Source organism: Scytonema sp. NUACC21 (assembly GCF_054684315.1).
The window spans coordinates 38,602-62,812 of sequence record NZ_BAAFZH010000077.1 but is presented as its reverse complement, the minus strand read 5'-3'; the positions used below and the strand labels follow the sequence as shown (position 1 = coordinate 62,812).

Genomic DNA, 24,211 nt, shown 5'->3' with positions numbered 1-24,211 from the left:
TTAGTTCAACAACTCACTCAGATCATCTGAGTTGTCTGTGTTCTCAATATTAGATGGGTTGAGGAAGTCGTTTAATAGTTCTTCTCCCTCAATAGTCTCGTTATCGATTTGACCCGAAGGAGCACTTAAAATTTCTAGTAGTAAAGGATTTTCTCGAGTTAAGGGTTGAGCAAACTTCAGAATTTGCTCATCGTTGAGTTGATAGTATTCACGCTTTTTGTAAATAAAATAAACGTCAATGAGTTGTCTGATTTCCTCTGCTTTTAAATCCACCCATTCTCCACCTAAGGTTGATATGAAGTGTTCAAGCAACTTATAAGTTTCTCCTTTCTTCTTAACTTTTTTAGATTTAGAGCGTAGCAAGCAACCACGGGTTATATCAAACTTATGATATTCAGTTAACCGATTTAATCCTGATAGTAACAATTTAGGCGGTTGAATGACAGCTACTCCAATCTTTATATCTTTTTCTTCTTCTTTAGCAACCACTTTAAAATTGATGTAGCCATTATTAGGTGATTTTTGCGGTACTTCGATGACTTCTTCAATTTTTATTCCATTCAACTTTTCACCTGTAGAAGTCTCACCCTCCAATTTTTCTCCTTTTAATGTCTGAAAGCTAAATTGTAGTACATTAGCGATTAGGAAATTATCCTCTATATAATTTCCACGCTCAACCTTCCTTTCTCTCTGCAATGCAATCTGAAATCGCTCATGTGGGTCTTCTGGTAATATCTCTTCTGAAACTTTAAAATTCTCTGCACACCATCTCAAAGCTTCCCTTACAGTTAGTTGATTTTTACCAAACTTTCTCAATTCAGTCTCTTCAAATGGATAAAAAGGATTAGGAGGGATTAAGTTCTTCGCCTTGTAAAACTCTTTCAGCCACAAAGTGACTAATTCAACCATAGAATCACTACCAAGTGATTTTAAATCTATCGGTTTGCGTTGAGTATATTTTGAAATTCTATCTGGTATACCTGCGGGCATCAAATCTACCTTATGAATCCATGTATCAGGCATCATAACTGTAAGAATGACAACCCCTCGACCGAGTTCTGGGTGCTCGAGAGTATCATGTAGACGCTTAACTAAATCAGCAATGACCTGTGGAGTGGTAAACCCATCAGCATTACAGTTATTTTCTACGTCTATTTCGTCAAAACAAATAACGATGGGGTTATAGTAACTCACCAAATTCAGTATTTGCTGAACAGTCTTTAGGGCTTCAGCTTCTCTATCTTGATTAGTTTTACTAGGATTAGGTAATCCCAGAGCCTCAGCATTAGAGTAGGCTAACTCGTTGCTAGATAACCATTTAATGGCAAAAGATGCCTGAGTTTCTGAAAGAGTCCACAAAATTGCCCGGACAATATAGGGGTCTGCGTTGGGTTTTGTTTTGAGAACTTCTTTCGTCAGCCTATCCATTAAATTCCTGTTCTTAGCTGACCAAGTTGCACATACTCTGTCAAATCGTTCAACCAGTACTTTCGGAGAAAGACTCGGAAAATTGGAATCGATGGCTTTAAAGCCTTCGTTTGCCATCGCTGCCGCCACTTCCTGCCACTGCATTACCCCTTGGCTACCAGTGTTGCTGAGACTATCTGCTAAAGTTTGCTGGAATTGGTACTTAACTAGGTTTAAATCTGTATAATTATTTACTCCTGCATAAACGAACAAAGCACTTCCATCGGCTTTGAGCTGATGACGAATGCGACTGAGGATGTGAGTTTTACCCACTCCCTGTGCAGCAGTTATGGCTATTGATGTTACCTTTTCTTGACTAGATAGACTGGTTCCCACCAGTTTAATAGCCTGAAAAACTGTATCAGAAGCGTGAGCATTTAAGGTTGGCACATCAGGGAATCCCTTTCCCCAGACATCTTGTTCTTTGACGATGCCGACGTTAATAAATGGATTGTAGCTTTGGATGGCGATGTTGACGGCTTCTATTGGTGAAACAGCTGAACTGTTCATAGTGTTTTAATCTGAGGTAAGGATCTACATAAGGATTCAAAACAAATTAGGAATTTAAAAGCTTAGCGTAGTAACGCAGTCCGCCTCCAGGGATGGTGATTGAATCCTCACGTTTATCCGGAGTGATATCTCGCATTTCTCCTGCCATTAGCTGTAAAATGTCCTTCTGCTGCATCTCTAGCAGCCACTCATTGAAATCAGAACGGCTAATGCGATCGCCAATCTCCCGTCTTATCCGATAAATTGGTACTAAATCATTCAAGTTATAGTCGCGGTTAAGCTGGTCATAGACTTGTAACGCTACTGGCTTAAAGGTGTCGTAAGATGCGATCGCTTTATCAACACTAGAAGATATCGCACTCTTAAAGCCATTCGTTGATACAGCCTTAGAACTCACTACACCATTTGTCTGACCGATCCATTTAAGGAGTGCATTCGCTGTCCACGTACCGACAATGGTTCCTTCAAACTTGAAATCCGGGCTTTTCAAACCTTCACCCAAAACTTCTAAACCTTTGGGAGATACCAGAGTAAACCCTGTTTTAGAGATAGCGATCGCGCCCTGAGTCTGCAATTCAGTAAAAACACCCTGATAATCAGCTACTTTTCTGGTTTTTGATACAATACGTTTTGTCAGTTCGCCTTTCTTCACTTCTTGTTTTGCCCCTCCCAAATCCCATAGTGCAAGAAGGAGACGAGTCTTAGCTTGGATTTCCATAATTTGTGGCTTTTTTAACTTAAAATAATGATTGTCTTTGCCAGAACCAGTATAGTTTTGGCGCTGACTGTTCCACTCTTGGGAAAATACTGAAAAATCTCGAGTAGTGCCCTACCCACAACTCGAAGTTACTTACGTGTATCCCAACTAAGCAAGTAGCTGAACTGACATCTTGCACCTTTTCATTTAGTAGACGTGCGGCATAGCCCTACCTACGAAACAATAAGCTTTTTAGCCTATAATTTTCTCAATAATAGCTGGTGGGCAGTGCCCACCCTACGAAATAATTTGCTTTTTGGGCTTTTACTTTTGCAATAAGGCGATGGTGCAAGATATGAGATAGCCCTTACAAATAACTAATGACAAATGACAAAGGACAATCTTAACCAGCTAACTTTATTTGTACCAAGCACTGAGGGTCTGTATGCATGGTAGTGTGACGGTAAAGGTGGTTTCTTGATTCAAAATGCTTTCTACAAAAATAGTACCTCTGTGCAAGTCCACACACTTTTTGACAATAGCCAATCCCAAACCCGTTCCAGAAACGGTACCGACATTACTAGCTCGGTAAAAGAACTCGAAGATTTTTGAAAGTTCTGCTTCTGGAATACCAATACCAAAATCTTTAATCCAGAGCTGAGCAATTCCATCAAGACATTGAACCTTCAATTGAACTATGCACTTGCTAGGGGAATATTTGATGGCATTTGAAAGCAAATTAGCAAGTATTTGTCGTAAGAGTGTTTCGTCTAATTCTGCATAGTTATCAATTCCTTGATACTCAAACTCTATAGAAATTTCCCTTGAGGTACCCGCTATCATCTGGTCTATCATGTCCAAGCAAAATTGCTTTAACTTCAATGAAGAGGGATTTAATTGTATTTGGCGAGTTTCTGCTTTACCAAGCAATAGCATATCATCAACTAACTTAGCCATATGTTGAGCAGTTTTTTGAATGCGAGTGAAATGGCTTAGTTTCTTTTCTTCAGACCATTTACAACCATAATGTTGAAGTAATTCAGCAGAAGATAAAATAGTCGTCAATGGAGTACGGTACTCATGAGAAATAATAGCAACAATTTGGGATTTGAGTAGGCTGAGTTCTCTTTCTGTCTCCAAAGCTTGTGTGATATCAAATGTGCGTTGTTGTACTTTTCGTTCTAATTCTTCATTAGCCTTTAATAGTTTAGCTTGTATATTCTTACGCTTTTGTATTTCCCCATCGATAGCTAAAAGAATTAGAAAAAATATGAAAATATTGAAAATAGTTCCAATAACGCAAAAAATATTGTCCCTTTGAGCTTCTTTTTTTTCCTTTTCTAACCTCTCTCTCAGCAGCTTATTTTCTTCATCCTCCATTTCACCTACTAATAGCCAGACACGTTCTATCAAATTCTTTTCTTTGTTTGTTTCAATAAACTTTTGCGTTACCAAAAATCCCTGTTGGCGTCGTAAATCAATTATCTTTTTTATAACTGTTAAATGTTGTCTAATAAGAGGTTCTAAAGATACAATCCGGCGCTGTTGATGCGGATTATCTGCCGTTAGTCTCTTTAGTTCTTGAATACTGCGATCGATTGAAACAACTTCATTATAGTACGGACTTAAGTATTGCTCTTTTCCTGTAATGACATATATTTGTTGTTCAATTTCAATATCTTTTAATTGTACAAGAGTTTTTTTCAAATAATGTAGCACTTGGTTATTGTGGAGCGCCCCAGCAGAAGTTTCTCTATATTGGTTGAATGAGATGCGGTAAACTGCATTGATAGTAACTACAACTGTTGATGCTAAACCGAGTCCTATTATGGTTTTTCTTTCAATATTCCATTTCATTAGAAAACCCTTCTTCACACATTGAAAAAACTCGAAATTTACCTTAGCGTTGTCAAACGATTCTAATTTTTTAATAGCTAAATCTTCAGAATATAACTATTAAGTATTATTGTCACCTGTAAAATTACGGAAACTTTGCTCCTCAAATTTTTGCCAACAGTTTTTAACGGTGAACATTCTCAAAAGATTTCGAGAGTATCTATTTGCGGTGTTAGTACTAAAATACTAATAAATTTTCAAGAAATAGATTATCCATCTTGTGGAACGGGCGTCCTCCCCCCTTTTGTATAATTGGCGGGCGTCAATCCCGCACCACAAGAGAAAGTCAAATATTTTTTTATCTGGAAGTCACTAATCAATTACAGGTTTCGTTGTGGGTTTCATCTAGTTTTAGAAATGTCTTAGCAGGAGGTGAAAGCGTTTTTGCTTGATGCAGCCTATACCCACCTGGAAGTTTGCATATTTCCTGTGGGGGAATGCAACTTCTTTCAAAGGCAAGATGGAGCAATTGAAAAACTACATCACCATTGCAATCAAAGAGTTTACTTGTGCTGTTGTAAACGAGCGGCAATTGTTCTTTTAATCCCACCACAAGTAGCAGGAACTTGAACACTGTTGTTACAACAGCAGGACATTTAACAAATGCAAGGCGATTGAAAAAAACACTATGAACATAAATTTCTTAAAGCGCAAACTAGCTTCTCTCCCAACAGCTGTTTTTCTTTCGGCATTGTTAACAGTTCCAGTTCTGAGTAGCTGCGGTGGTGGAGGTTCACAATCTTCAGCACCACCTATTGACGATACTGTAAGTGGTAGAAATGTGAATTATCCCGGTCCTGCAAACGCACCACAACAAGCAAGAAGGGGATTATCAACGGGACAGAAAGTGGCAATTTTGGCGGGTGCTGCTGCCCTTTACTATATTTACAATCAACGCAAGAATGCACAGGGTGCTGGACCCCAAGGCAAGTACTACCTTTCTAAGAATGGGCGTGTTTACTATCGCGATGCTCAAGGTCGTCCTCACTGGGTAACGCCTCCTGAAGGAGGAATTCGAGTTCCAGAGTCTGAAGCACGACGCTATCAAGATTTCCAAGGCTACAACGGACGCAGTACAGGTCGGACTTTAACTGACGTTGTTCCACAAGAAGTGTACTAAGGGAACGAATTGAAAAGAATTTAAGGAGATAGGTTATGGTAGACGATTTTTTCCGCAAGGCGAGGGATTTGTTTGTTGGATCGGATGAAGATGACCGTCAAGTACGTCCTGCAAATGAAGACCCCTATGGTGACCCTGCTGACACCTACGGGCAATACGGTAATGTGACTCCAGCCAGTCAAGACCCCTATGGCGACCCCGCTGATGCTTACGGGCAATACGGTAATGTGACTCCAGCCAGCCAAGACCCCTACGGCGACCCCGCTGATGCTTACGGGCAGTATGGTAACCTCACTCCAGCCAGTCAAGACCCCTACGGTGACCCCGCTGATGCTTACGGGCAGTATGGTAACCTCACTCCAGCCAGCCAAGACCCCTACGGTGACCCCGTTGATGCTTACGGGCAGTATGGTAACCTCACTCCAGCCAGTCAAGACCCCTATGGTGACCCCGCTGACCAAGAGTATTACGGCAGACCCATTCCAGCCAGCCAAGACCCTTACGGTGACCCCGGTGACCAGAGTTACGATAACCCCTTTGCAGCTAATCAAGACCCTTATGGTGACCCTGCTGACCAAGATTACTACGACGACCCAAGGAATAGAAATTACCGTTAATTCTCTATAGAGTTCGGTTAAAGATTGTTTGTAGGAATTTTAGAAATGTAGAGACGCATTATGGCAGACGCGCCATGGCGCGTCTCTACAACTTCTTGTTAGATGTATCCCGCTTCATATCCTGAAGATACGATCGCGTTAAAGCAATTAAGGAATTACTGTTTATTTTTGTTAACTACTGACCAGGATGAGCCATACTGGTGTACTATTGCAGCACATTCAATCAATCAGTGGTTATCGTACTTTGGCTGCTCTTGAGACCTATCTTAGCGTAACTGAAAAGCAAAAGCAGGACGCAATTTCTACTCTAAATTTTTGAGAGGACAAGCCCCTTTGAGGAAGTCATATCATGTCCGGGTAAAGACTTATCATTAAGGCAGATGGGGAGATGGGGAGAGGGGGAGATGGGGAGAGGGTTCTGCTATCAACGGCTAAGGTTATTAAGATTTAGGTTCTTGCTCGGTCTGTTATGAGTGCTTAATAAAGACCAGCTACAGCGCTTCGTTCTCGAAGCGCTTTTTTTATTGCTAATAAAATGAGATCGCGTCTTGAAAATAGTACAAGTATACTTATAATGACGAAGGCAACTGACCATCAACTTATTCTGACATTGTTGAAGCTGTAGTAAGAGTTACAACCAAAGGAGCTAGGAGAACATATGGCAAAATCGCGCAAGCTTGAAGACACCTTATCTATCCTGACTCAAATTCGGGAAAACCCCATAGATGAAGCAGCCCTCGCCACTCTGCGCCAAGTTATCAAAAGCAAGTATTCTGTTGCCATTGCTCGCGCAGCAAAGATGGTGGGAGAGCTGGCAATCGCTTCGTTGATACCCGACCTTGTAGCAGCTTTTGAGCGAATGATGGTCAAGCCCGCAGAAACAGACCAAGGTTGTCTGGCTAAAAAGGAGATAGCGGAAACACTCTACCGTTTGGAATACAGTGAGGAAAACGTTTTTCTTCAAGGCATTCGTCATATACAAATGGAGCCTGTTTGGGGAGGAAAGGAAGATACAGCTGCGATTCTACGTGGAATATGTGCTCTAGGTTTGGTAAGGATGAACTATCCAGATGTCATGAATGAATTGGCTGATTTGTTAGCCGATCCCAAACCAGAGGCAAGGGTTGCAGCAGCTAAAGCCATCGCTTACACTGCAAATCCTCAAGGTGTGCCATTGCTGCGTTTAAAAGTCCGTATGGGTGATAAGGCTCCTCAAGTTCTCTCAGAATGTTTCACTGGTTTATTGCAACTTGCTCCCGTCCAGTCACTGCCTTTAATTGCAAGTTTTCTCATTACACCAGAAGAACAAGTTTGCGAGCTTGCAGCTTTGGCATTGGGTGAATCTCGAATCAATGACGCATTCCCAATTCTCAAAAGTTGGTGGGAACAAACAAATAACGTACAACTGCGTCGGACTGGACTACTCGCGATCGCCATGCTGCGACAAGATTCTGCTTTGGAGTTTCTTATATCATTGGTAGAAAAGGGCAAAAGTACGGATGCAAAAGATGCGATCGCAGCCTTAAGCATTTACCGAGAGAATAACGAGCTGTGGCAAAGAGTGAGGCAAGCTGCCCATCATCGAGGAGATGAGAGCATTCTTCAAGATATTGCTATTGTGCATTCACGGTCTTAATATTCCATTCTGCAGCTTGATTTTCTGAATAATATGCGTTCAAGAAGACACACTCAATATGATTCTGAAATGATTTAAATAGCCTTGCTAGAGATTCTGTACTCACCAGTTGTGCTTGCCCAGAATCATTCTCAAGCACTAAACCAGCGTTTCCCGCCCATGCCCGCTAAAATGAACGTATTTTAGCGAGAGTATTGTCGGCGATACCAGTTTACAAGCCGCAGGGGTGAAACTCCCAATAAGTAAGCAAAAATAATTATTTGATTGATGAGCGTAGTTTGAAGAACACCTCTTTTTAGCCACTTACGTGCTGAGGTGACAACAGGTGTTTGAACGATCGCAATAGTTCCGGTGCCTCTCAATCGACGCATCAATTCAAAATCTTCCATAATCGGTAGATCGGGAAAGCCACCCATTTTGTGAAATGTCTCCGCTTTCAGAAAAATGGCTTGATCCCCGTAGGGCATTTGTAAAAAGCGCGATCGCAAATTCACTCCCCACTCAACTAACCGCAAACTTGCTAAAGGTGAATTGATTCGCAATGCAAACGCACCACCTACAGGAGCGCTTTCACATTTTTGCTTCAGAGGCTTCAACGCAGTGCGAACCATTTCATCAAACCCAGGAGGTAACCATGTATCGCTATGCAGAAACAGCAGAATCTCGCCTGTTGCCACTAAAGCACCCACATTCATTTGACAAGCACGACCGGGAGGAGCTGATAAGACTTTAACACCTAAGGATTGAACAATTGAGACCGTGGTATCTGTTGACCCGCCATCTACAACAATGACTTCTACGTTTGTATTTGGGATGCTACTAGCTAAGGTTTGCTTAATATTTTCTTCCTCATTAAGAACTGGAATGATTATAGAAATTCTTTCATGAGCCATAAGTGAACTTATCCTACCCAAATCAAAGATTAAAAGATTATAGGTAGACAACAGGCTCAATCTTTATTTTTCCTCTATTTCTACTGGTTCTTGGTCGAATCGTCGCATCAAATCCAGTAAATCTTCTTTCTTTGGCTTTTGACCATCTTTTATCAGTTCTGCTAAACCCTGAAAATATTTTTCGCGCTCTCCTCCAGGAGAAAACATTATAAGTAACTTTGCTGGTGTTGTTCCCAGATTGGCAAATGCATGAGGAGTACCGCGAGGAACCAGCACAAAAGCCCCTGGTTGACCTTGTACTTTTCGCTCGCCAACTAAAATCTCAACTTCTCCCTCCAACACATAAAACATCTCTTCAATGTGGCGGTGAATATGCGGTCCTGGCGCTGTTCCTCCTGGTTGTATTAAGTTTTCAAATATACCTACATGACCGTCAGTATCAGATCCAACTGCTTTGAATGTGACTTCGCTATTGCCAATGGTAAGGCGATCGCCTTCTCCTGGCGCTAATACTATTTCTTTAATAGGTAATGTCATATGCATCTCATTAGAGTTTCTATTGTTAAGTTTTCCGACTATCAAAGGGCAATTTTAACCCTCAGAAGTGAGAGATTTTTGTTTCAAATCAATAACGAGTAGCTTATTATCCGTTTAAATCCCTGATGTTTTTTGGCTTCTAAGCTAGCCTTACCTTATCTGCTGGTCAGGAAAGGCGTTGATAGAAAAAGAACTCACCTATCGCGGTGAGCTATTTACACCCAATCGGACGATTTGTCTCCCGCATCGTTCCTATAATCTTAAAGAACTACCTTCAATTCAATGCTTTAAAGACTATGGTTAGAGCCGAGCGAGATACTGATTTGGTTACAAGCGTTAGTATTTGGTATGACGCTTCTTTATATAAATTGTTACTAAGTTTTGAGCATAAAAAGTTGACAAAAATATTCAAATATGCATAAAATCTTATCTTTTTGTTACCTTTATGGTGCTGATTTACTCTGGAAAATAATAATGAAATAAGGAACTAATTTGGTAATTATTCAGTCATCCTACATAGTGAAATCCTTTTTTATCTTAAGCAGGAACATCCTGGGATTGTTGCAGCCAAAAAGCGAGCAAATAACGTTAGTGCAAGAAGAAAACGTTGCGAAAGTAGAGTAAAATGAATATCGAGCGAATTTCTGCTTTATCTGTAGCTTTGCTTGTGTCTGTTGCAACAGTTGGAATACACGAACCAATTGTCTCAGCAGAAGAAGTGAAACCGCTGGAGTCACCTGTGCTAATATCTCAGAGGTACAGGGAAAGACGTACACTGCGAGCAGTATCGGGACCGGATGACAAAGGACGTTGGCGATTTAACAAACCAAGTGATGTCTCGGATGACGAAATGCAAGCACAGGGTTGTGTTTATGTTGGGAGAAGAAATGCTCAGCCTTGGCGCTGTCCCCGCGACCAAATTCGAGTAGAAATTTTCCAGCGAGATTATAGCGATCGCGATCGCTACGACGATCGATATGGTAGAGATCGCTATGAGGACCGATATGACAGAGGTGGGTCTTACACGCGCAGGTTGCGAGCAGTATCGGGACCTGATGACCAAGGACGTTGGCGATTCTACAAGCCAAATAATGTTTCTGACGACGCGATGAGAGCCGAAGGTTGTGTTAATGTTGGTACACAAATACCTTGGCGTTGTCCCAGTCAGAGAATTCGTGTAGAAGTTTCTGAGCGCGATTGGGGCGGTCGTTACGATGATCGATACGATAGAGGTTCATCTGAAACGCGTACATTGCGAGCAGTATCGGGACCAGATGACAAAGGGCGTTGGCGATTTTACAAGCCAAATAATGTCTCTGACGATGCAATGCGAGCCGAAGGTTGTGTCTATGTTGGGACAGGAGTTGCACAGCCTTGGCGCTGTCCCCGCAAGCAAATTCGGGTAGTAGTAGATGGCAGATAAAAGCCTTCCTTTATCATTAGGGATTAGTTCTTTTTATTAATAAAGAGTTAGGAATTTCTCATAAATAAATTCTCCAGGAATGTGGTACGGGCGTCTCCCCGTACCATAAAAATGGCGTTTTTTCCTGTTGACCTACTTCTCATTTTTTCGCTTAGTTACAGATTTTTTGTTCTTTCGGTTTTTGTCTGTGCTTAAAGTAACAACTAAAATATGTGTCATCTCTGCTGCTAATTGATATGCCCGTTTGATGTCCGACTTCTTGCTCATACTTGTATATTGAGATTGAATGGTGAATTGATGATATTTTTCTTGTGAACGGCTGCCTAAGTTTAGTTGTGATAAACACTCGATACCGTCACCTTTATATTCAAGTAAATTGCTAGTTCTGACCAGGGAAAATAGATAACTTAGTACATAAGTTATCAAGTAACACAACTCCACGCTCCTGTAAGCGGTATATATAGATTTCACAGGATGGGTATTGCCAGCTAACTTACCAATGACAAGTGACAAATGACAAATAACAACTTTAAACTAGTTAACTTTATTTGTACCAACCTGCTTAACGTTTCTCCAATTTTGCCACTCGCCCTTCTAATTGATTAACCTGCTGCTTCAGTTCTACTACCAGTGTGGCTAGCCTATCGAACATACGCTCTCGATCCTGTAGCGGCAAAGTTGTTCTGGAACGCGATGATGATGATGGTGGGGTTTGGGTTGGAGGTATCCGGCGATTTTGACTCAGTAGTGATTCTATACGGATAACCCTAGTTTCCAAACGGTTCAAATCCGCTTCTAAGTTCGAGACGCGGGAATCGAATTGCTGGGATGTTGCAGTATTAGACAATATTCCACCCCAGATTAAGATTCCTAAAAATAGTGCTGATACCACCAGCCAGATACGTTTCATCGCTTTATTCCAGTCATCAGTTATCAGTTATCAGTTACCACTGCTACTGATAACTGTTGGGTGATTTTAGTCAGATTGCAGCCGAGAAAATAGATTTTGCCAGTCAATAGAACTAGCATTCTTTTCTCTCTCTTTTACTTCAAAGGTAGTATTACACGCTTGACTTTGTTCTAGCACTTCTACACAAAGCTTAGCCACATCCTCACGGCTGATTTTTCCTTTGATATTATCGCCTTGGGCAAGGATAAACTCTTTACCCCCTGGTTCCTCAGTTAAGGCACATGGTCTGATAATTGTATAAGGAATTTCACTCTGCCTTATACTATCTTCTCCCTTTAATTTCCATGTTAAAATCCCCCCTAATTGGTCATTTAATCTAACTGCAGGCGGTTCTTCATCTAAATTAATTCCAGGTCTTCCGGGACGAGTGACGCCTGCTGAACTCACAAGGACAAACTGTGGCAAGACAGTTCCACCATAAGCCTTGATTGATTCTACCTGTAGGGAGAAACCACCGGGGGAAAAATTGGGGTTTAATTCACCGTCGTATTCAAACTTGCTCAACATTAGCTGAAATGAGCAAATTTTACTAGCGTCAATAGGCTGATAATCTTTGACCGTTTTCGCACGAAAAACTGCAGTCATATCTGCAAAGGGAATGGGGACGTTTATCCAAGTGTTTGCTTCCGTATCAAAAGAATAGCTATAAGCAACGCCATCCCATTGTGACTCTGTACGCAGGAGAAATTTATAACGTTTGCCATCACCTCGCAGGCGCAGTTCTATACCTTTGTAGTCGGACACATTGATTGGAGGTGTGAAATTTTTGGTTCTGACAGATGCGAATCCTCCCGAGTTGGCAGTTGAAACGAAGCCAGCGAACAAAGCTGTACCTTCTACTAATTGAATATTACTTTGGCTAACCCCGCCCATTACCACGTCATCGACCGCGCCCCAGATATTTTTTAGTTCTGTAGATGGATTTGTGAAATCAAATAACACCCGTTCACCTGCTTTTGGCAGATATTTTGCTGCAGCCTCTACCAAGTTTTTCACACCTTGGTATTCGACGTTTTCTGGGGTATCGCCAACAATCTCTGGTTGGTAAAATTTCACGCCTTGATAATATTTATTACGTTCTGACGTGTCTCCTTCTACAGGTTGTACGCGCACGGCAGTACAGCATATTACGGCTTTGATGTTAGCCATGACAAGGGGAGTCAGAGTGTCTGTTTGAGTAATATCTGCAACAACTAATTCAGTATCATGGCTGAGAATTGACCTCGCTTTATCGATATCTCGAACTAGCGATCGCACTTTATAACCCCGTTCGAGGAGTTGTTGCACCACACGTTTACCAAGACCACCCGTTGCACCAGCTACTAATATAACGCCCACTTGTTTTGCTCCATCAGGTCTGTCTTCATTATGACTGGAGCGACCCTGAAATAAATCTTGTATCCAGTTGAGGAAAGGAATAACCTCAAAGTAGGTCAGGGTTTCGATAAACCTGCCTAAGTCCCATTGAGAGCGATTGTTATCAGCCATAAGGGTATTTGAACTAAGTTTAGAAACCTCCGTTTCTAGTTCTTTTTGCTTCGCTGCTTCGCAGGCTGTCAATTTTGTAAGAGACAGCAGTAACTGTTAACAGCATCAGAACAATTTGTGATAATTGGTTGTCTATCCTGCTTTTAGAGAAGAGAATACCACCACATACAATAAAGATAACCCAGTTAATAGCAATAGTTTAGTTCCGGATAGCCAAATATAGGCAGACATAGCTTTCTATAATAGATAACTGCTACTTCGTTCGCGGAACTTTTAAGGCAATTAGAATGGCGTCAAGCAAGAGGTGTATCAGCTTCAGATATTGTTCGAGCCTGGATAGCACAACTCGATGCACCAAAAAAATAAATAATTAAAAATGACTATGTTTGATTATGTTATGAACGAAGTTTTACAATACCGAAATCCGTAATCGGTAAAATAGATTGTAGGGTCAGCCGTGCCCACCTTAAGTATTTGGTGGACATTGCCTACCCTAAGCTAAATTAAAAATTCTATACAACGAGTGTAATCACATCATATTAAGTGGGTCAACATCAATTGTTAAACTAACGGACTGGTGACAAAGTTTACGCACTTCTTCCCAGTCTGGTAAATATGGCAGTGCTTCAGGAGCAAACTTGACTAGTATTTGCCAGCGGTAACGATTGGCTACCCGTAAAACATTTGCTGGTGCTGGTCCCAAAATATCCAGCCCTTCTTGTTTCGGCAATCCTGCTGCGATAGCTTGTGCTGTATTCTCCACCTGAATTGGGTCAGTGCTGCTTAAACGCAGTAAAATTAACCTTCCATAGGGGGGATAATTTAACGCTTGCCGTTGTTCTAATTCTGCATTTACGAAAGACTCATAGTCGTGGGTCTTTACTGCTTCAATCACGGGATGCTCTGGAGTGTAAGTTTGGAGGATGACTCTCCCCAGATCTTCTCCTCTGCCAGCCCGTCCAGCAACCTGAGTCAGGGTTTGAAATGCTCGTTCGCTAGTGCGGTAGTCTGAGAAATGGAGCAGTCCATCAGCAGCAACAACACCCACGAGTGTCACTTGCGGCAAATCCAACCCTTTGGTCAGCATTTGCGTACCTACCAACAAGTCTGCTTCACCATTGATAAATTGGGTAAGCAAGTTACGGTGTGCGCCCTTAGTTCTGGTAGTATCGCTATCAAAGCGAATACAGCGCAGTTCGGGAAATTGTTTTGTTAATTCCTGCTCTACTTTTTGGGTACCGCTACCGAAATATTTCAGATAGGGAGAACTGCATTCCGGACAGTTTCGTGGATGCGATCGCGCATAGTTACAGTAGTGACATCTCAGGACTTGTGGGGCACCTTCTTCTGTATAGTGATATGCCAGGGAAACATCACAGTGAGGGCACTCCATAACATATCCACAATTTCGGCATGAGACAAAAGTACTGTGTCCCCGGCGATGAATAAATAAAATTCCTTGTTGTCGTCGTTCTTGAAGTTCTTGTAAAGCCTCTTGCAAAGAACGACTAAATATAGATCGGTTTCCCTCTCGCAATTCTTGCCGCATATCCACAACTTCCACTGGTGGTAATGGGCGGGAGTTGATACGTTCCGGGAGGGAGAGGTAGTAGGAGGACAAGGAAAGGGGAGGCTTGGGGGCTGTGGGGGCTAGGGGTTCCCTCTGGGGTTGGGGGCTGTGCGGGAAAATTTCTCCTTGTACCCTTGTTTCTTTTTCCTGGATGCTTACCCAACTTTCTAGCGAGGGGGTTGCCGAACCGAGAATTAAGGGACAATTTTCTAATTCTGCTCGCCATTGGGCTACCGTTCGGGCATGGTAAGTGGGAATGGGAGAATCTTGCTTGAAACTGCTGTCGTGTTCTTCATCTAGGATGATTAAACCTAGGTTTGACAAAGGGGCAAAAATGGCACTTCGCGTTCCGATAACGATTTGGGGTTCTCCTGTTAACATCAACCGCCAGGTGTCGTAACGTTCCCCTGCTGAGAGGGCGCTATGGTAAACGCTCACTTTATTTCCAAAACGCTCGCGGAATCGGTCAGTTAACTGAGGGGTGAGTCCAATTTCTGGTACTAGGACAATGGCTGATTTTCCTTGAGCCAACAGAGGCGCGATCGCCTGCAAATAAACTTCCGTTTTTCCAGAACCCGTGACTCCATGTAATAGTACTTTAGCATATCCATCTAAACGAGTAATCACCTCTAGCGCTTTTGATTGAGCTGGTGTTAATATCTTGGTTTGCTGTGTTGTTAGCATCCCCCCTGCCGTAGAGGAACTCTCTGTTCGCAGTACTTCCCTTTCTTCGATGACAACGTAGCCCTTTTGTTCTAACGTTTTGAGGATCGATGGACTCGCATTACAAATTTGCAGTAATTCAGTTTGCCACAACTCCCCTCCACGCCTTCTCAGCACTTCCAAAATCTCTCTTTGGCGAGTGGTTAAGTCGCGATCGAAGAGATTTCCCACTAAAGTCACTGCTTTTTCATACTTTGGTCGAATTGCTCGTGGGGGTTCTAAATAACTTTCTACCAAACCTCGTCGCAACAATTCTCTTAATCCTTTATGGGCTCCTTGAACTTGGCGCTGAAGATGTACAAAGCTGTAGTCCCCATCTGTTTGTGTCTGAAGAAGTTGCAATATCCGATCGGCAGTTTTATTGCTGATTTTACCAACTGACCCTTGAAAGATTAATAAAGTCAACGTAACCACCAAGTAGTTATTCTCAAGAATCTTGAGTAGATAAAAATGAATCAGGAAAGAATAAGGCTTTGGTACAGTGGTAAAAGTCAGAATCGGACTGTTGATGTAGATAGGGTTTGGCTCTACGATGGCGTTCGTGTTGGTAGGAACCGCCGCCCCAGCTACAGTTAAGCGAATCCGACGTTGCGATCGCCCCAATAATCCTGGTGGTAACGCCATACGGAATGTTTCACCCAGGCGCGTAAAGTAGTAGGTTGCAACTCGATTCAAAAGTTCCGCATAAGTTGAGGGAAAAAACCCTGTGCTGACCACATCTTCTACATCTCGAATCTTTTCGGGTGGTATATCTGTTGGGGGTTGTGTTAGAAAACGAATGGCAACCCCTCCTAACACTTGGGAACCGAATGGCACACTTAAAATATCTCCTGGTTTCACTTCCAATCGCTCTGGCAATCGGTAAGTGTAGAACTCGGCTCCAGATGGGCAATCCACCAGCACTTCTATCAAACGATTCCTATTTGTTCCTGATTGATAGGATTCGCTTGGTTCGGCAACCATCACGGGGAGCAAAGTGACGCCATTCATATACATATGTTTGTGCGGGGAGAGAGTAGATAATTTCAAAAGTCGTTTGTCTATCTTAACCTTGCCAACTAACTCTAACTGTTTGCCACCCTTTATCAAAAATGTAATTGGCAATACTGTCATAAGACATAATACTTGATAACTTTCCTCTTATGTAATCCGGTAGATAAATTCATCTCAACTTTAGATAGCGATAAATCACTGGATGCCACTTTCGATAAAACTAGGCAATTTCAACTTTTTTCGCTTGATTTTCTCTGGATACTAAATGGGAAGGAAGCCTTTTCCACCTATTGATAGATATTCAACCCTTGGAGTCTGTGAGATCCTTTATCAGGAGAAGACATTGCTAAAGTTTTTACCACTCAAATTGGTAGCATCTGGGCAAAGCTAACAGCGTTCCATAGCCCGACAACAAAAATTCAGATATTTTTAAGTGACTACCAATGCATAAAAAGTCAATGAGTTTAGAAAATTATATGAATATTTAAGATTTGGAGCATGATAGATGAAGTTTTTATATTTGTTAAGATAAGGAAATTTTAATTGAGGGGGGTTTGAAATATTTTCTATTTAAGAAAAAATGAGGAAGATATATGTCAGCAGACTGACGGGATATCTATATGGTGGAACGATTGAGTGGGATTGAAAAAAGTATCTAATTGTAACCAAAAGATGAAGCCAACTCAAGGTTAAAGTGTTAAAGATGAAGTATGAAAGAAGCGTTGCGAATCCATTTAGCAGCTTTTATGCCAATGTTCCCTATTTCTTCCTACTTCAGCTTTGCTCCCTACCTATTATTTAGATTCTTCCTAGAGTCATCAGCTTAAAACACTTTATTAACCAAAGAGAGAAATTCTGGCAATGACAAGTAGGTACTCCACTTTCTCCAAAAATGTAAATTCTGGTAAAGCATTTGTCTTTGGCACTTAAAACCCCAAGCAGTGCCTCTGTTCCCGGAACAAGCGAACAAACATCTTCAAGCAGCTGTCACTATCACTAAACTATGTACCTATGTACCAAACAGAGCAACAATCCCTAATGGAAACCATGAATATTGCTGAATTAGGCACCATCGAAATTATTGAAACTGCTGCTGATAATGAAGAATTAACATTTAACTTAGATGCAGTAGTAGATGCAGTAATAGAAGAAGATGCCTCAATTACAGACAATTTAGAATCCCAAGACCGCGATGGAGATGGTATGGCGGCGGCGCGTCCTTCGGGCTATAACAAAACCGAATATGACGATGCTGTGGGTGCGTTTTTTAAAGAAATGGCGCGTTACCCGTTGTTAAAGCCAGACGAAGAGGTAGAATTAGCGCGTCGAGTTAGATTTTTAGAAGAATTTAGAGAATTACAAGCTTCTTTAAGTAACCAACTGGAATATCAAGCTGGGAAATCAATCGTAGCATCCCACTTAGGGATGACAGAAAAACAACTGGAAAATCGCCTATATCAAGGTCGGGTAGCGAAACGTTCTCGTGGAACTTTAGGTTATCCGTTTTTGGTGGGAGAAATTGATTACTTCTTAAAAACTGGCGAACTACTGGCACCTCCTACCCCAATTGAGCGTTTGGAATGCGCTAGGGAACACTTACAAGCTTTGTACGAATACAAGGGCATCAGGGGTGTGCGTCAAGCACGCAAGCATATGACTTGGTATGCAAAGGGCTTTGCTGGTGCTGCTGACTTGCGCGGACAACTGAGTGTGATTGAATCAGTTGAACAAGGTGTGGATTTAATTGACCGCGCCATTGAACAGTTAACTCACGGATATGAGCCTGAGGAAGCAGTGGAAACTCATTTCTCTCTAGCATGAGAAATTTGCATTACCAAAAGACGTAGACGTGGGGTGGGCACCGCCCACCAATTGAATATGGTGGAGTATTTTTAGGTGGGGACTGCGCGAAACATCTTTGTCCAAAAATTAAATAGGATTTTTATATTAAACTTCATAATCAATAAAGTAATTTTCAAAATCTAAGTCGGTCAACATAAAAAAACTAAGACATGAAAACCCAATCGTGTTTACAAAACCGGGTTTTGACAAGCAGAATCTTGCGTTTAATCAGCCTGCTCTAGTTATTTGATTAAAAAAAGCACACTGTAAAGATTTAGTGAAAAAAGCTTGAGTAATGTAACTTACTGCTGTAGGTGATGTTAGCATTTTTCGTGAATCTACTAGGTCGAAATCAAGAATTAAGTTGTGAAAACCAACTTAATTAAGTTTTATTTATACTTGTTTTAGCCTACGCGATCGCAAAATTTTACGGATGAAACCTAAAACTGGGGTATTTTACAAATAGACCGTTGTGTAGATTAAAAATTCTTTACGTAATAGTACTGTGCAAAGAGAGTAGAGTGCGATCGCTCTGTCTTCTTTCCATTTTCAAGTATGGAATTAACTTGGCTCACACGTACTAATAATGAGGATGCACGCCATAATCATGAGTAAAACTAGATGTTGATTTCCAGTAAACCCAACATAGACTGACAAATAATGCACATTCTAATTTACTCCTACAACTACTATCCAGAACCGATTGGAATAGCGCCGTTGATGACAGAATTAGCAGAGGGGCTAGTTAATCAAGGTCATCAAGTGCGGGTGATTACGGGTATGCCTAATTACCCGCAGCGAGAAATTTATCCAGCTTATCGGGGAAAGTGGTATGTAACAGAACAAAAAAATGGCGTTACCATCCAGCGTTGTTATTTACGCATCAAATCCAAACCTAACTTATTGGATCGACTGTTACTAGAATTAAGTTTTGTGTTTACAAGTATACCGCAAGCCTTAAATGGCTGGAAACCCGATATCATTCTTCTAACAGTTCCACCGTTATTGGTGTCATTACCAGCAAGTCTACTTGGATGGCTGTATAACTGCCCAATAGTGCTGAACGTACAAGATATTCTTCCAGAGGCGGCTGTTCGCGTTGGGCTACTGAAAAACAAATTCATGATTCGTGCCCTAGAAGCTTTAGAGAAATTTGCATATCGAAACGCACACACAATCAGTGTCATTGCTAATGGTTTTTTAGAAAATTTGGTTAATAAGGGAGTACCCATCCAGAAAATTGTTTGTATTCCCAACTGGGTCAATGTTAATTTCATCCGCCCCTTACCAAAAGAAAACAACTCTTTTCGGGCTAGCCATGAGCTTGAAGGAAAATTTGTGGTGATGTATTCCGGCAATATTGCGCTGACGCAAGGTTTGGAAACAGTCATCGAAGCAGCAGCTTCTTTGTGCCACATCCCAGAAATTGTTTTTGTCATTGTAGGTGAATCTAAAGCCCTACAGAGGTTAAATAAATATTGTTTGGCAGCTAAGGCAAATAATGTTTTGCTGTTGCCATTACAGCCACGGGAGACACTGCCGGAAATGTTGGCAGCAGCGGATATTGGGTTAATTGTGCAAAAGCATAATGTCATTTCTTTCAATATGCCTTCTAAAATTCCCCTATTGTTGGCGTCTGGTCGCCCGATATTGGCTAGTGTTCCTGCTACGGGGACAGCAGCGCGGGCAGTACAAGAAAGTGGCGGTGGTATAGTGGTAAGCCCAGAATCACCAGATGCTCTAGCAAAGGCTGTGATACATCTGTACCATAATCCTGCTATTGCAACTCAGCTAGGTTATAAGGGCAGACAATTTGCAGTTGAACGTTATTCTTTTGAGCAGGCTTTAAAAGAATACGATGCTTTATTTTCGAGAGTTGTGGCAACTCAAGAACCAAATTTACCCCTCTTGCCAACTGTTAATTCTAGCGAATCAGTCAATCATGATTTTCTAGAAAGACACAACAGAAATGTTGGAGTTTCTCGTTAACAGAGTTCAGTTAGCCATTGGTCATTAATTATCACTCGAGTTCTTTTTTATTCTTAGTAGGTTAGTTAATGCTCTACTACTTATTAAGTATTTTGAACTATCTGTTTTTGGTACTCCTGCTCGGTGATTATGTCTAAAGTGCTCTCCAGTCTATCAAGAAAAATGACACCATCAAGATGGTCATACTCGTGTTGAAAAATACGAGCAACAAAATCTGTAAGTTCTTGCCTGTGTAGCTTTCCAGTTCGATCCGTGTATTCTACTTCTATTGCTTGATACCTGGGAACTAAGCCCCGAATTCCAGGTACACACAAACAACCTTCCCAGCCTTTCACAATTTCAGTAGAATGTGCAATGATTTTAGGATTTATCATTGCCGTTGGTGCCATTTCTGGAGCATGGGGATATCTGGGATTGGGGCGGGATGCCACAATAAACAAACGTAATTTTTCCGCTACCTGAGGCGCAGCGATCCCCACACCATTTGCCCGAGCAACTGTTTCTATTAAATCATCTATAAGTTTCTGAATACGCTCATCATGAATATTATCAATGAAGGAAGCTTTTTGCCGCAATATGGGATCGCCTAATTGAATGATTGGAAGTATTTCAGACATATCATTTGTCCTTAGTCCTTTGTCATTTGTTATTGGTAACTATAAATATTTTACAGCCCGCTTGTGCGGGCTTTGTTTGGGTAGGCGCGACTTCTAGTCTTGCTACCAATCTCAACTATACCCAACTCTTAACTGTCGCGGCGAACGGGTAACGGTGCAGGACGAACTGCTATTTGTGTCGTTTGCCCACCACGTTGCACTTGTATTTGTATTGGAACCCCAATCTTGCTATTTTCTACTATTTTCTGTACGTCTTCTATTTTCGTAACTGGTTGGTTATTAATACCTTGAATAACATCACCTTGTCTGAGCCCTGCTGCGGCGGCTGGGGAACGAGGCACAATATCAACTAATAATACTCCTTGAGTAGCAGCAATACCAATCTCAGATCCAGAATTAATTCTTTCTTTAAGTTCCGGTGTCAAAGTCACCATCTGAACCCCTAAATAAGGATGATCCACTTTTCCTTTGGCAATCAATTCCTGCGCTATTCGCTGGGCTGTATTAATGGGAATCGCAAATCCCAACCCTTGGGCACCTCGAATAATAGCCGTGTTCATACCAATGACTTCGCCACGAGCATTCAATAATGGACCACCAGAGTTACCGGGATTGATTGCAGCATCGGTTTGAATGTAATCTACTCGCTTATCGGTTGCGCCGATGTCACTGCTAGAACGCCCTGTAGCACTGAGAATTCCCGAAGTCACGGTATTGTCCAAACCCAAAGGATTGCCGATCGCAATGACGGCTTCTCCTGGTTGCAAAGTTTCCGAGTTACCAAGAGACACTGATGGTAATTTGCCAGCATCTATCTTAATAACTGCCACATCCGTCACTGGGTCTTCGCCAAGGACCCGTCCTTTAAATTCACGACCATCTTTTAATTTGACTGTTACGCTGTCAGCACCATTAACCACGTGAGAATTGGTTAAAATTTGACCTTCGGAGTTAATAATAAACCCAGAGCCGCTTCCCCGTTCCACTCGTTGTCTTGGTTCTGATGGTACCGCGTCGCCAAAGAACCGTCGGAAAAATGGGTCGTTGAATTCTTCGGGTAACTGCTGGGCAATTGTTCTGGAAGCATCAATGCGAACTACGGCAGGTCCTACCCTTTGGACCACGCCTACAACGAAGTTAGGATTATTATTAGACGAGAAAATCCCCGATGCAATATTTGGGGCAGGAGTGTCATTTGGTCTTTGAGCTTGGGTTTGTGATTCTGCTTCAGGTTTTTTCGCCTCTACAGTCACAGCAGGTATAGAACAACCCCCAAGCCCTCCCATTAGTATGCTACACAGAAGTAGGAGCGAAATACCAGTTACTGACCGACCTTGAGGTAAATACCCCTTTAGTGACGCCGGGACGGGGAGATAGGGCGACGCGGAGAGATTTTCCAAGTAGACCTGTCCCAAAGTCCTCGGGTCTCCGTGTTTTCTTTCGGGTTGAAATTCATGGTATTGAGTCTTCATCAGTCTTTATCTTCTCCTTGGGAATCAGTGAATGGTACGATCTTGGCTACTGGGACGAACCCAAGAATATATAGCTTACAAGTATGTTCCTGTACTAGAGGATAGTTTGTTAAATTGGTGCTTGCTATATCTTCATTATTGTGACGATCGCGCCCGCATTGGTGGTAAATCATGGAAATGCCCATAGACAGCCTGTGGAATCTGGTACTGGAACGCTTGCAACTAGAGCTATCCCGTCCCACTTTTGAAACCTGGATTAAAACTGCTAGTGCGGAGCGATTGGAAAACAATTGCTTGGTGATTCGCACCCCCAATCCATTTGCTCGTAATTGGCTGCAAAAGTACTACATAAGAACTATTGCTAATGTAGTACAAGATATTTTGGGTTATCCCGTAGACATTTATATAACGGTTGGGCAAGGGGATGAGGTTCCCAATGTAAATGAATCAGAGGGTTCTTGGGAAATTCCAACCCAAGATATGACTCCTGAAGCTGTTTCTAAAAAACGAGTTAGAACAGTAGAACTCAATCCAAAGTACGTTTTTTCACGATTTGTTGTCGGTGCTAACAATCGGATGGCTCATGCTGCTGCACTCGCAGTTGCTGAATATCCGGGAAGAGAGTTTAATCCTTTATTCTTATGTGGTGGTGTAGGTTTGGGGAAAACTCACCTCATGCAAGCGATCGGTCATTACCGACTGGAAATTTGTCCTGATTCGAGTATATTCTATGTTTCTACGGAGCAATTTACGAACGATTTGATTGCAGCTATCCGTAAAGATAGCATGCAAAGTTTTCGGGAGCATTACCGTGCTGCTGATGTCCTGTTGGTAGATGATATTCAGTTTATTGAGGGTAAGGAGTACACCCAAGAAGAATTTTTCCACACTTTTAATACTTTACATGAAGCAGGCAAACAAGTGGTCTTGGCTTCCGATCGCCCTCCCAATCAGATTCCCCGCCTACAAGAGCGTTTGTGTTCGCGGTTTTCTATGGGTTTGATTGCTGATATCCAAGCGCCAGATTTAGAGACTCGCATGGCGATTTTACAAAAAAAAGCTGAGTATGAAAATATTCGCCTACCGAGGGATGTTGTTGAGTATATTGCCTCACACTACACTTCTAATATTCGAGAATTAGAAGGAGCATTAATTCGAGCGGTGGCATATATTTCTATCTGGGGCTTACCCATGACTGTGGGAAACATTGCTCCGGTTTTAGAACCGCCAATTGAGAAGGTGGAGGCAACTCCAGACGCTATTTTATCAGTTATTGCCGATACTTTTGATGTATCGATCGAAGACCTCAAAGGGAATTCGCGACGACGGGAAATTAGCTGGGCGAGACAAATCGGAATGTATCTGATGAGGCAACATACGGATTTGAGTTTGCCTAGAATAGGTGAAGAGTTTGGTGGGAAAGACCATACCACAGTCATGTATAGCTGTGAAAAAATATCCCAACTGCGAGAGACCGACAAAAATGTGTCACAAACTCTACGTCAATTAAGCGATCGCATCAGCATGACAACCCGTCCCCATAAATCTCATTAACTGAGGAAGGGGTTTGAAAGTTTGGGAGTTCCCCCTTGGCAATTTTGAGATGCGATCGACCGCTTGGCTAAATATGAATGTTAAGCCAAGTATAAAAAAACTTAAAGATTGAATTATATTGTGGAAAGTTTATTATTTTTTGTGGAAAACTTTGGAAAAATCTGTGGAAAACTTGATTTTAAGTATAACTACCCTGT

Annotated in this window: 17 protein-coding genes and 2 pseudogenes; 9 read left to right on the top strand and 10 right to left on the bottom strand. The window is 41.8% G+C overall.

The window, feature by feature from the left end; translation table 11 throughout:
• From ACYRY3_RS16365 to ACYRY3_RS16355, 3 genes are all read right to left on the bottom strand, one after another.
• Complete coding sequence (locus ACYRY3_RS16365) at positions 1 to 1,977, bottom strand: P-loop NTPase fold protein (RefSeq protein WP_460202688.1); 1,977 nt, start codon at positions 1,975 to 1,977, stop codon at positions 1 to 3.
• Positions 1,978 to 2,023: 46 nt separating this feature from the next.
• Positions 2,024 to 2,695, bottom strand: coding sequence for a hypothetical protein (locus ACYRY3_RS16360; protein ID WP_460202687.1), 672 nt, complete (start codon positions 2,693 to 2,695; stop codon positions 2,024 to 2,026).
• Between the two features lie 396 nt (positions 2,696 to 3,091).
• Positions 3,092 to 4,531 carry a sensor histidine kinase gene (locus tag ACYRY3_RS16355; protein ID WP_460202686.1) on the bottom strand — a complete coding sequence of 480 codons (1,440 nt, stop codon included), beginning with the start codon at positions 4,529 to 4,531 and terminating at the stop codon, positions 3,092 to 3,094.
• Positions 4,532 to 5,198: 667 nt separating this feature from the next.
• Between ACYRY3_RS16355 and ACYRY3_RS16350 the strand changes: the two genes are divergently transcribed.
• The 3 genes from ACYRY3_RS16350 to ACYRY3_RS16340 all read left to right on the top strand — a co-directional run bounded on the left by ACYRY3_RS16350 (position 5,199) and on the right by ACYRY3_RS16340 (position 7,943).
• Complete coding sequence (locus tag ACYRY3_RS16350) at positions 5,199 to 5,690, top strand: hypothetical protein (protein ID WP_460202685.1); 492 nt, start codon at positions 5,199 to 5,201, stop codon at positions 5,688 to 5,690.
• Between the two features lie 35 nt (positions 5,691 to 5,725).
• Entirely contained in the window at positions 5,726 to 6,307 is a 582-nt protein-coding gene (locus ACYRY3_RS16345) for a hypothetical protein (protein WP_460202684.1), read from the top strand.
• Positions 6,308 to 6,965: 658 nt separating this feature from the next.
• On the top strand, positions 6,966 to 7,943 hold the full coding sequence (locus ACYRY3_RS16340) for a hypothetical protein (RefSeq protein ID WP_460202683.1): 978 nt from the start codon (positions 6,966 to 6,968) through the stop codon (positions 7,941 to 7,943).
• Positions 7,944 to 8,125: 182 nt separating this feature from the next.
• On the opposite strand, the gene ACYRY3_RS16335 is transcribed toward ACYRY3_RS16340, so the two are convergent.
• Entirely contained in the window at positions 8,126 to 8,836 is a 711-nt protein-coding gene (locus ACYRY3_RS16335) for a TIGR04283 family arsenosugar biosynthesis glycosyltransferase (RefSeq protein WP_460202682.1), read from the bottom strand.
• Positions 8,837 to 8,899: 63 nt separating this feature from the next.
• Entirely contained in the window at positions 8,900 to 9,373 is a 474-nt protein-coding gene (locus tag ACYRY3_RS16330) for a cupin domain-containing protein (protein ID WP_460202681.1), read from the bottom strand.
• A gap of 625 nt (positions 9,374 to 9,998) precedes the next feature.
• On the opposite strand from ACYRY3_RS16330, the gene ACYRY3_RS16325 reads away from it, so the two are divergent.
• The gene (locus ACYRY3_RS16325; protein WP_460202680.1) at positions 9,999 to 10,796 is read left to right on the top strand and encodes a hypothetical protein; all 798 of its coding nucleotides are present in this window, start codon (positions 9,999 to 10,001) and stop codon (positions 10,794 to 10,796) included.
• 562 nt (positions 10,797 to 11,358) lie between these two features.
• Here the strand turns inward: ACYRY3_RS16325 and ACYRY3_RS16320 are convergent.
• The 3 genes from ACYRY3_RS16320 to priA all read right to left on the bottom strand — a co-directional run bounded on the left by ACYRY3_RS16320 (position 11,359) and on the right by priA (position 16,543).
• Positions 11,359 to 11,706 carry a hypothetical protein gene (locus ACYRY3_RS16320; RefSeq protein WP_460202679.1) on the bottom strand — a complete coding sequence of 116 codons (348 nt, stop codon included), beginning with the start codon at positions 11,704 to 11,706 and terminating at the stop codon, positions 11,359 to 11,361.
• A gap of 66 nt (positions 11,707 to 11,772) precedes the next feature.
• On the bottom strand, positions 11,773 to 13,254 hold the full coding sequence (locus ACYRY3_RS16315) for a CIA30 family protein (protein ID WP_460202678.1): 1,482 nt from the start codon (positions 13,252 to 13,254) through the stop codon (positions 11,773 to 11,775).
• 529 nt (positions 13,255 to 13,783) lie between these two features.
• Complete coding sequence (gene priA, locus ACYRY3_RS16310) at positions 13,784 to 16,543, bottom strand: primosomal protein N' (RefSeq protein ID WP_460202726.1); 2,760 nt, start codon at positions 16,541 to 16,543, stop codon at positions 13,784 to 13,786.
• 1,008 nt (positions 16,544 to 17,551) lie between these two features.
• Here priA and ACYRY3_RS16305 point away from each other — a divergent pair.
• The 3 genes and pseudogenes from ACYRY3_RS16305 to ACYRY3_RS16295 all read left to right on the top strand — a co-directional run.
• Positions 17,552 to 18,019, top strand: a pseudogene (locus ACYRY3_RS16305) (sigma-70 factor domain-containing protein); the annotation flags it as partial.
• Positions 18,020 to 18,361 (top strand): annotated as a pseudogene (locus ACYRY3_RS16300) (tRNA-dihydrouridine synthase); the annotation flags it as partial.
• Between the two features lie 681 nt (positions 18,362 to 19,042).
• Positions 19,043 to 20,371 carry a glycosyltransferase family 4 protein gene (locus ACYRY3_RS16295; RefSeq protein ID WP_460202677.1) on the top strand — a complete coding sequence of 443 codons (1,329 nt, stop codon included), beginning with the start codon at positions 19,043 to 19,045 and terminating at the stop codon, positions 20,369 to 20,371.
• 83 nt (positions 20,372 to 20,454) lie between these two features.
• On the opposite strand, the gene def is transcribed toward ACYRY3_RS16295, so the two are convergent.
• Both def and ACYRY3_RS16285 read right to left on the bottom strand, forming a co-directional pair.
• Positions 20,455 to 20,988, bottom strand: coding sequence for a peptide deformylase (gene def, locus ACYRY3_RS16290; RefSeq protein WP_460202676.1), 534 nt, complete (start codon positions 20,986 to 20,988; stop codon positions 20,455 to 20,457).
• Between the two features lie 128 nt (positions 20,989 to 21,116).
• Positions 21,117 to 22,274 carry an HhoA/HhoB/HtrA family serine endopeptidase gene (locus tag ACYRY3_RS16285; protein WP_460202725.1) on the bottom strand — a complete coding sequence of 386 codons (1,158 nt, stop codon included), beginning with the start codon at positions 22,272 to 22,274 and terminating at the stop codon, positions 21,117 to 21,119.
• 217 nt (positions 22,275 to 22,491) lie between these two features.
• Here ACYRY3_RS16285 and ACYRY3_RS16280 point away from each other — a divergent pair, with 217 nt between their 5' ends.
• Positions 22,492 to 22,647, top strand: coding sequence for a hypothetical protein (locus ACYRY3_RS16280; protein WP_460202675.1), 156 nt, complete (start codon positions 22,492 to 22,494; stop codon positions 22,645 to 22,647).
• Positions 22,632 to 24,014, top strand: a complete 1,383-nt coding sequence (dnaA, locus tag ACYRY3_RS16275; protein WP_460202674.1) for a chromosomal replication initiator protein DnaA — start codon at positions 22,632 to 22,634, stop codon at positions 24,012 to 24,014. Before ACYRY3_RS16280 ends, dnaA begins: the two co-directional genes overlap by 16 nt.
• Positions 24,015 to 24,211: the final 197 nt, after the last annotated feature.

Excerpts from the sequence above, each read along its gene's own strand:
- ACYRY3_RS16330 (WP_460202681.1), bottom strand. The coding sequence starts at position 9,373 with ATGACATTACCTATTAAAGAAATAGTATTAGCGCCAGGAGAAGGCGAT.
- ACYRY3_RS16320 (WP_460202679.1), bottom strand. The coding sequence starts at position 11,706 with ATGAAACGTATCTGGCTGGTGGTATCAGCACTATTTTTAGGAATCTTA.
- ACYRY3_RS16280 (WP_460202675.1), top strand. The coding sequence starts at position 22,492 with ATGGTACGATCTTGGCTACTGGGACGAACCCAAGAATATATAGCTTAC.
- ACYRY3_RS16340 (WP_460202683.1), top strand. The coding sequence starts at position 6,966 with ATGGCAAAATCGCGCAAGCTTGAAGACACCTTATCTATCCTGACTCAA.
- ACYRY3_RS16335 (WP_460202682.1), bottom strand. The coding sequence starts at position 8,836 with ATGGCTCATGAAAGAATTTCTATAATCATTCCAGTTCTTAATGAGGAA.
- priA (WP_460202726.1), bottom strand. The coding sequence starts at position 16,543 with ATGTATATGAATGGCGTCACTTTGCTCCCCGTGATGGTTGCCGAACCA.
- ACYRY3_RS16365 (WP_460202688.1), bottom strand. The coding sequence starts at position 1,977 with ATGAACAGTTCAGCTGTTTCACCAATAGAAGCCGTCAACATCGCCATC.
- ACYRY3_RS16325 (WP_460202680.1), top strand. The coding sequence starts at position 9,999 with ATGAATATCGAGCGAATTTCTGCTTTATCTGTAGCTTTGCTTGTGTCT.
- def (WP_460202676.1), bottom strand. The coding sequence starts at position 20,988 with ATGTCTGAAATACTTCCAATCATTCAATTAGGCGATCCCATATTGCGG.
- ACYRY3_RS16350 (WP_460202685.1), top strand. The coding sequence starts at position 5,199 with ATGAACATAAATTTCTTAAAGCGCAAACTAGCTTCTCTCCCAACAGCT.
- ACYRY3_RS16295 (WP_460202677.1), top strand. The coding sequence starts at position 19,043 with ATGCACATTCTAATTTACTCCTACAACTACTATCCAGAACCGATTGGA.
- dnaA (WP_460202674.1), top strand. The coding sequence starts at position 22,632 with ATGGAAATGCCCATAGACAGCCTGTGGAATCTGGTACTGGAACGCTTG.
- ACYRY3_RS16360 (WP_460202687.1), bottom strand. The coding sequence starts at position 2,695 with ATGGAAATCCAAGCTAAGACTCGTCTCCTTCTTGCACTATGGGATTTG.
- ACYRY3_RS16285 (WP_460202725.1), bottom strand. The coding sequence starts at position 22,274 with ATGGGAGGGCTTGGGGGTTGTTCTATACCTGCTGTGACTGTAGAGGCG.
- ACYRY3_RS16355 (WP_460202686.1), bottom strand. The coding sequence starts at position 4,531 with ATGAAATGGAATATTGAAAGAAAAACCATAATAGGACTCGGTTTAGCA.
- ACYRY3_RS16315 (WP_460202678.1), bottom strand. The coding sequence starts at position 13,254 with ATGGCTGATAACAATCGCTCTCAATGGGACTTAGGCAGGTTTATCGAA.
- ACYRY3_RS16345 (WP_460202684.1), top strand. The coding sequence starts at position 5,726 with ATGGTAGACGATTTTTTCCGCAAGGCGAGGGATTTGTTTGTTGGATCG.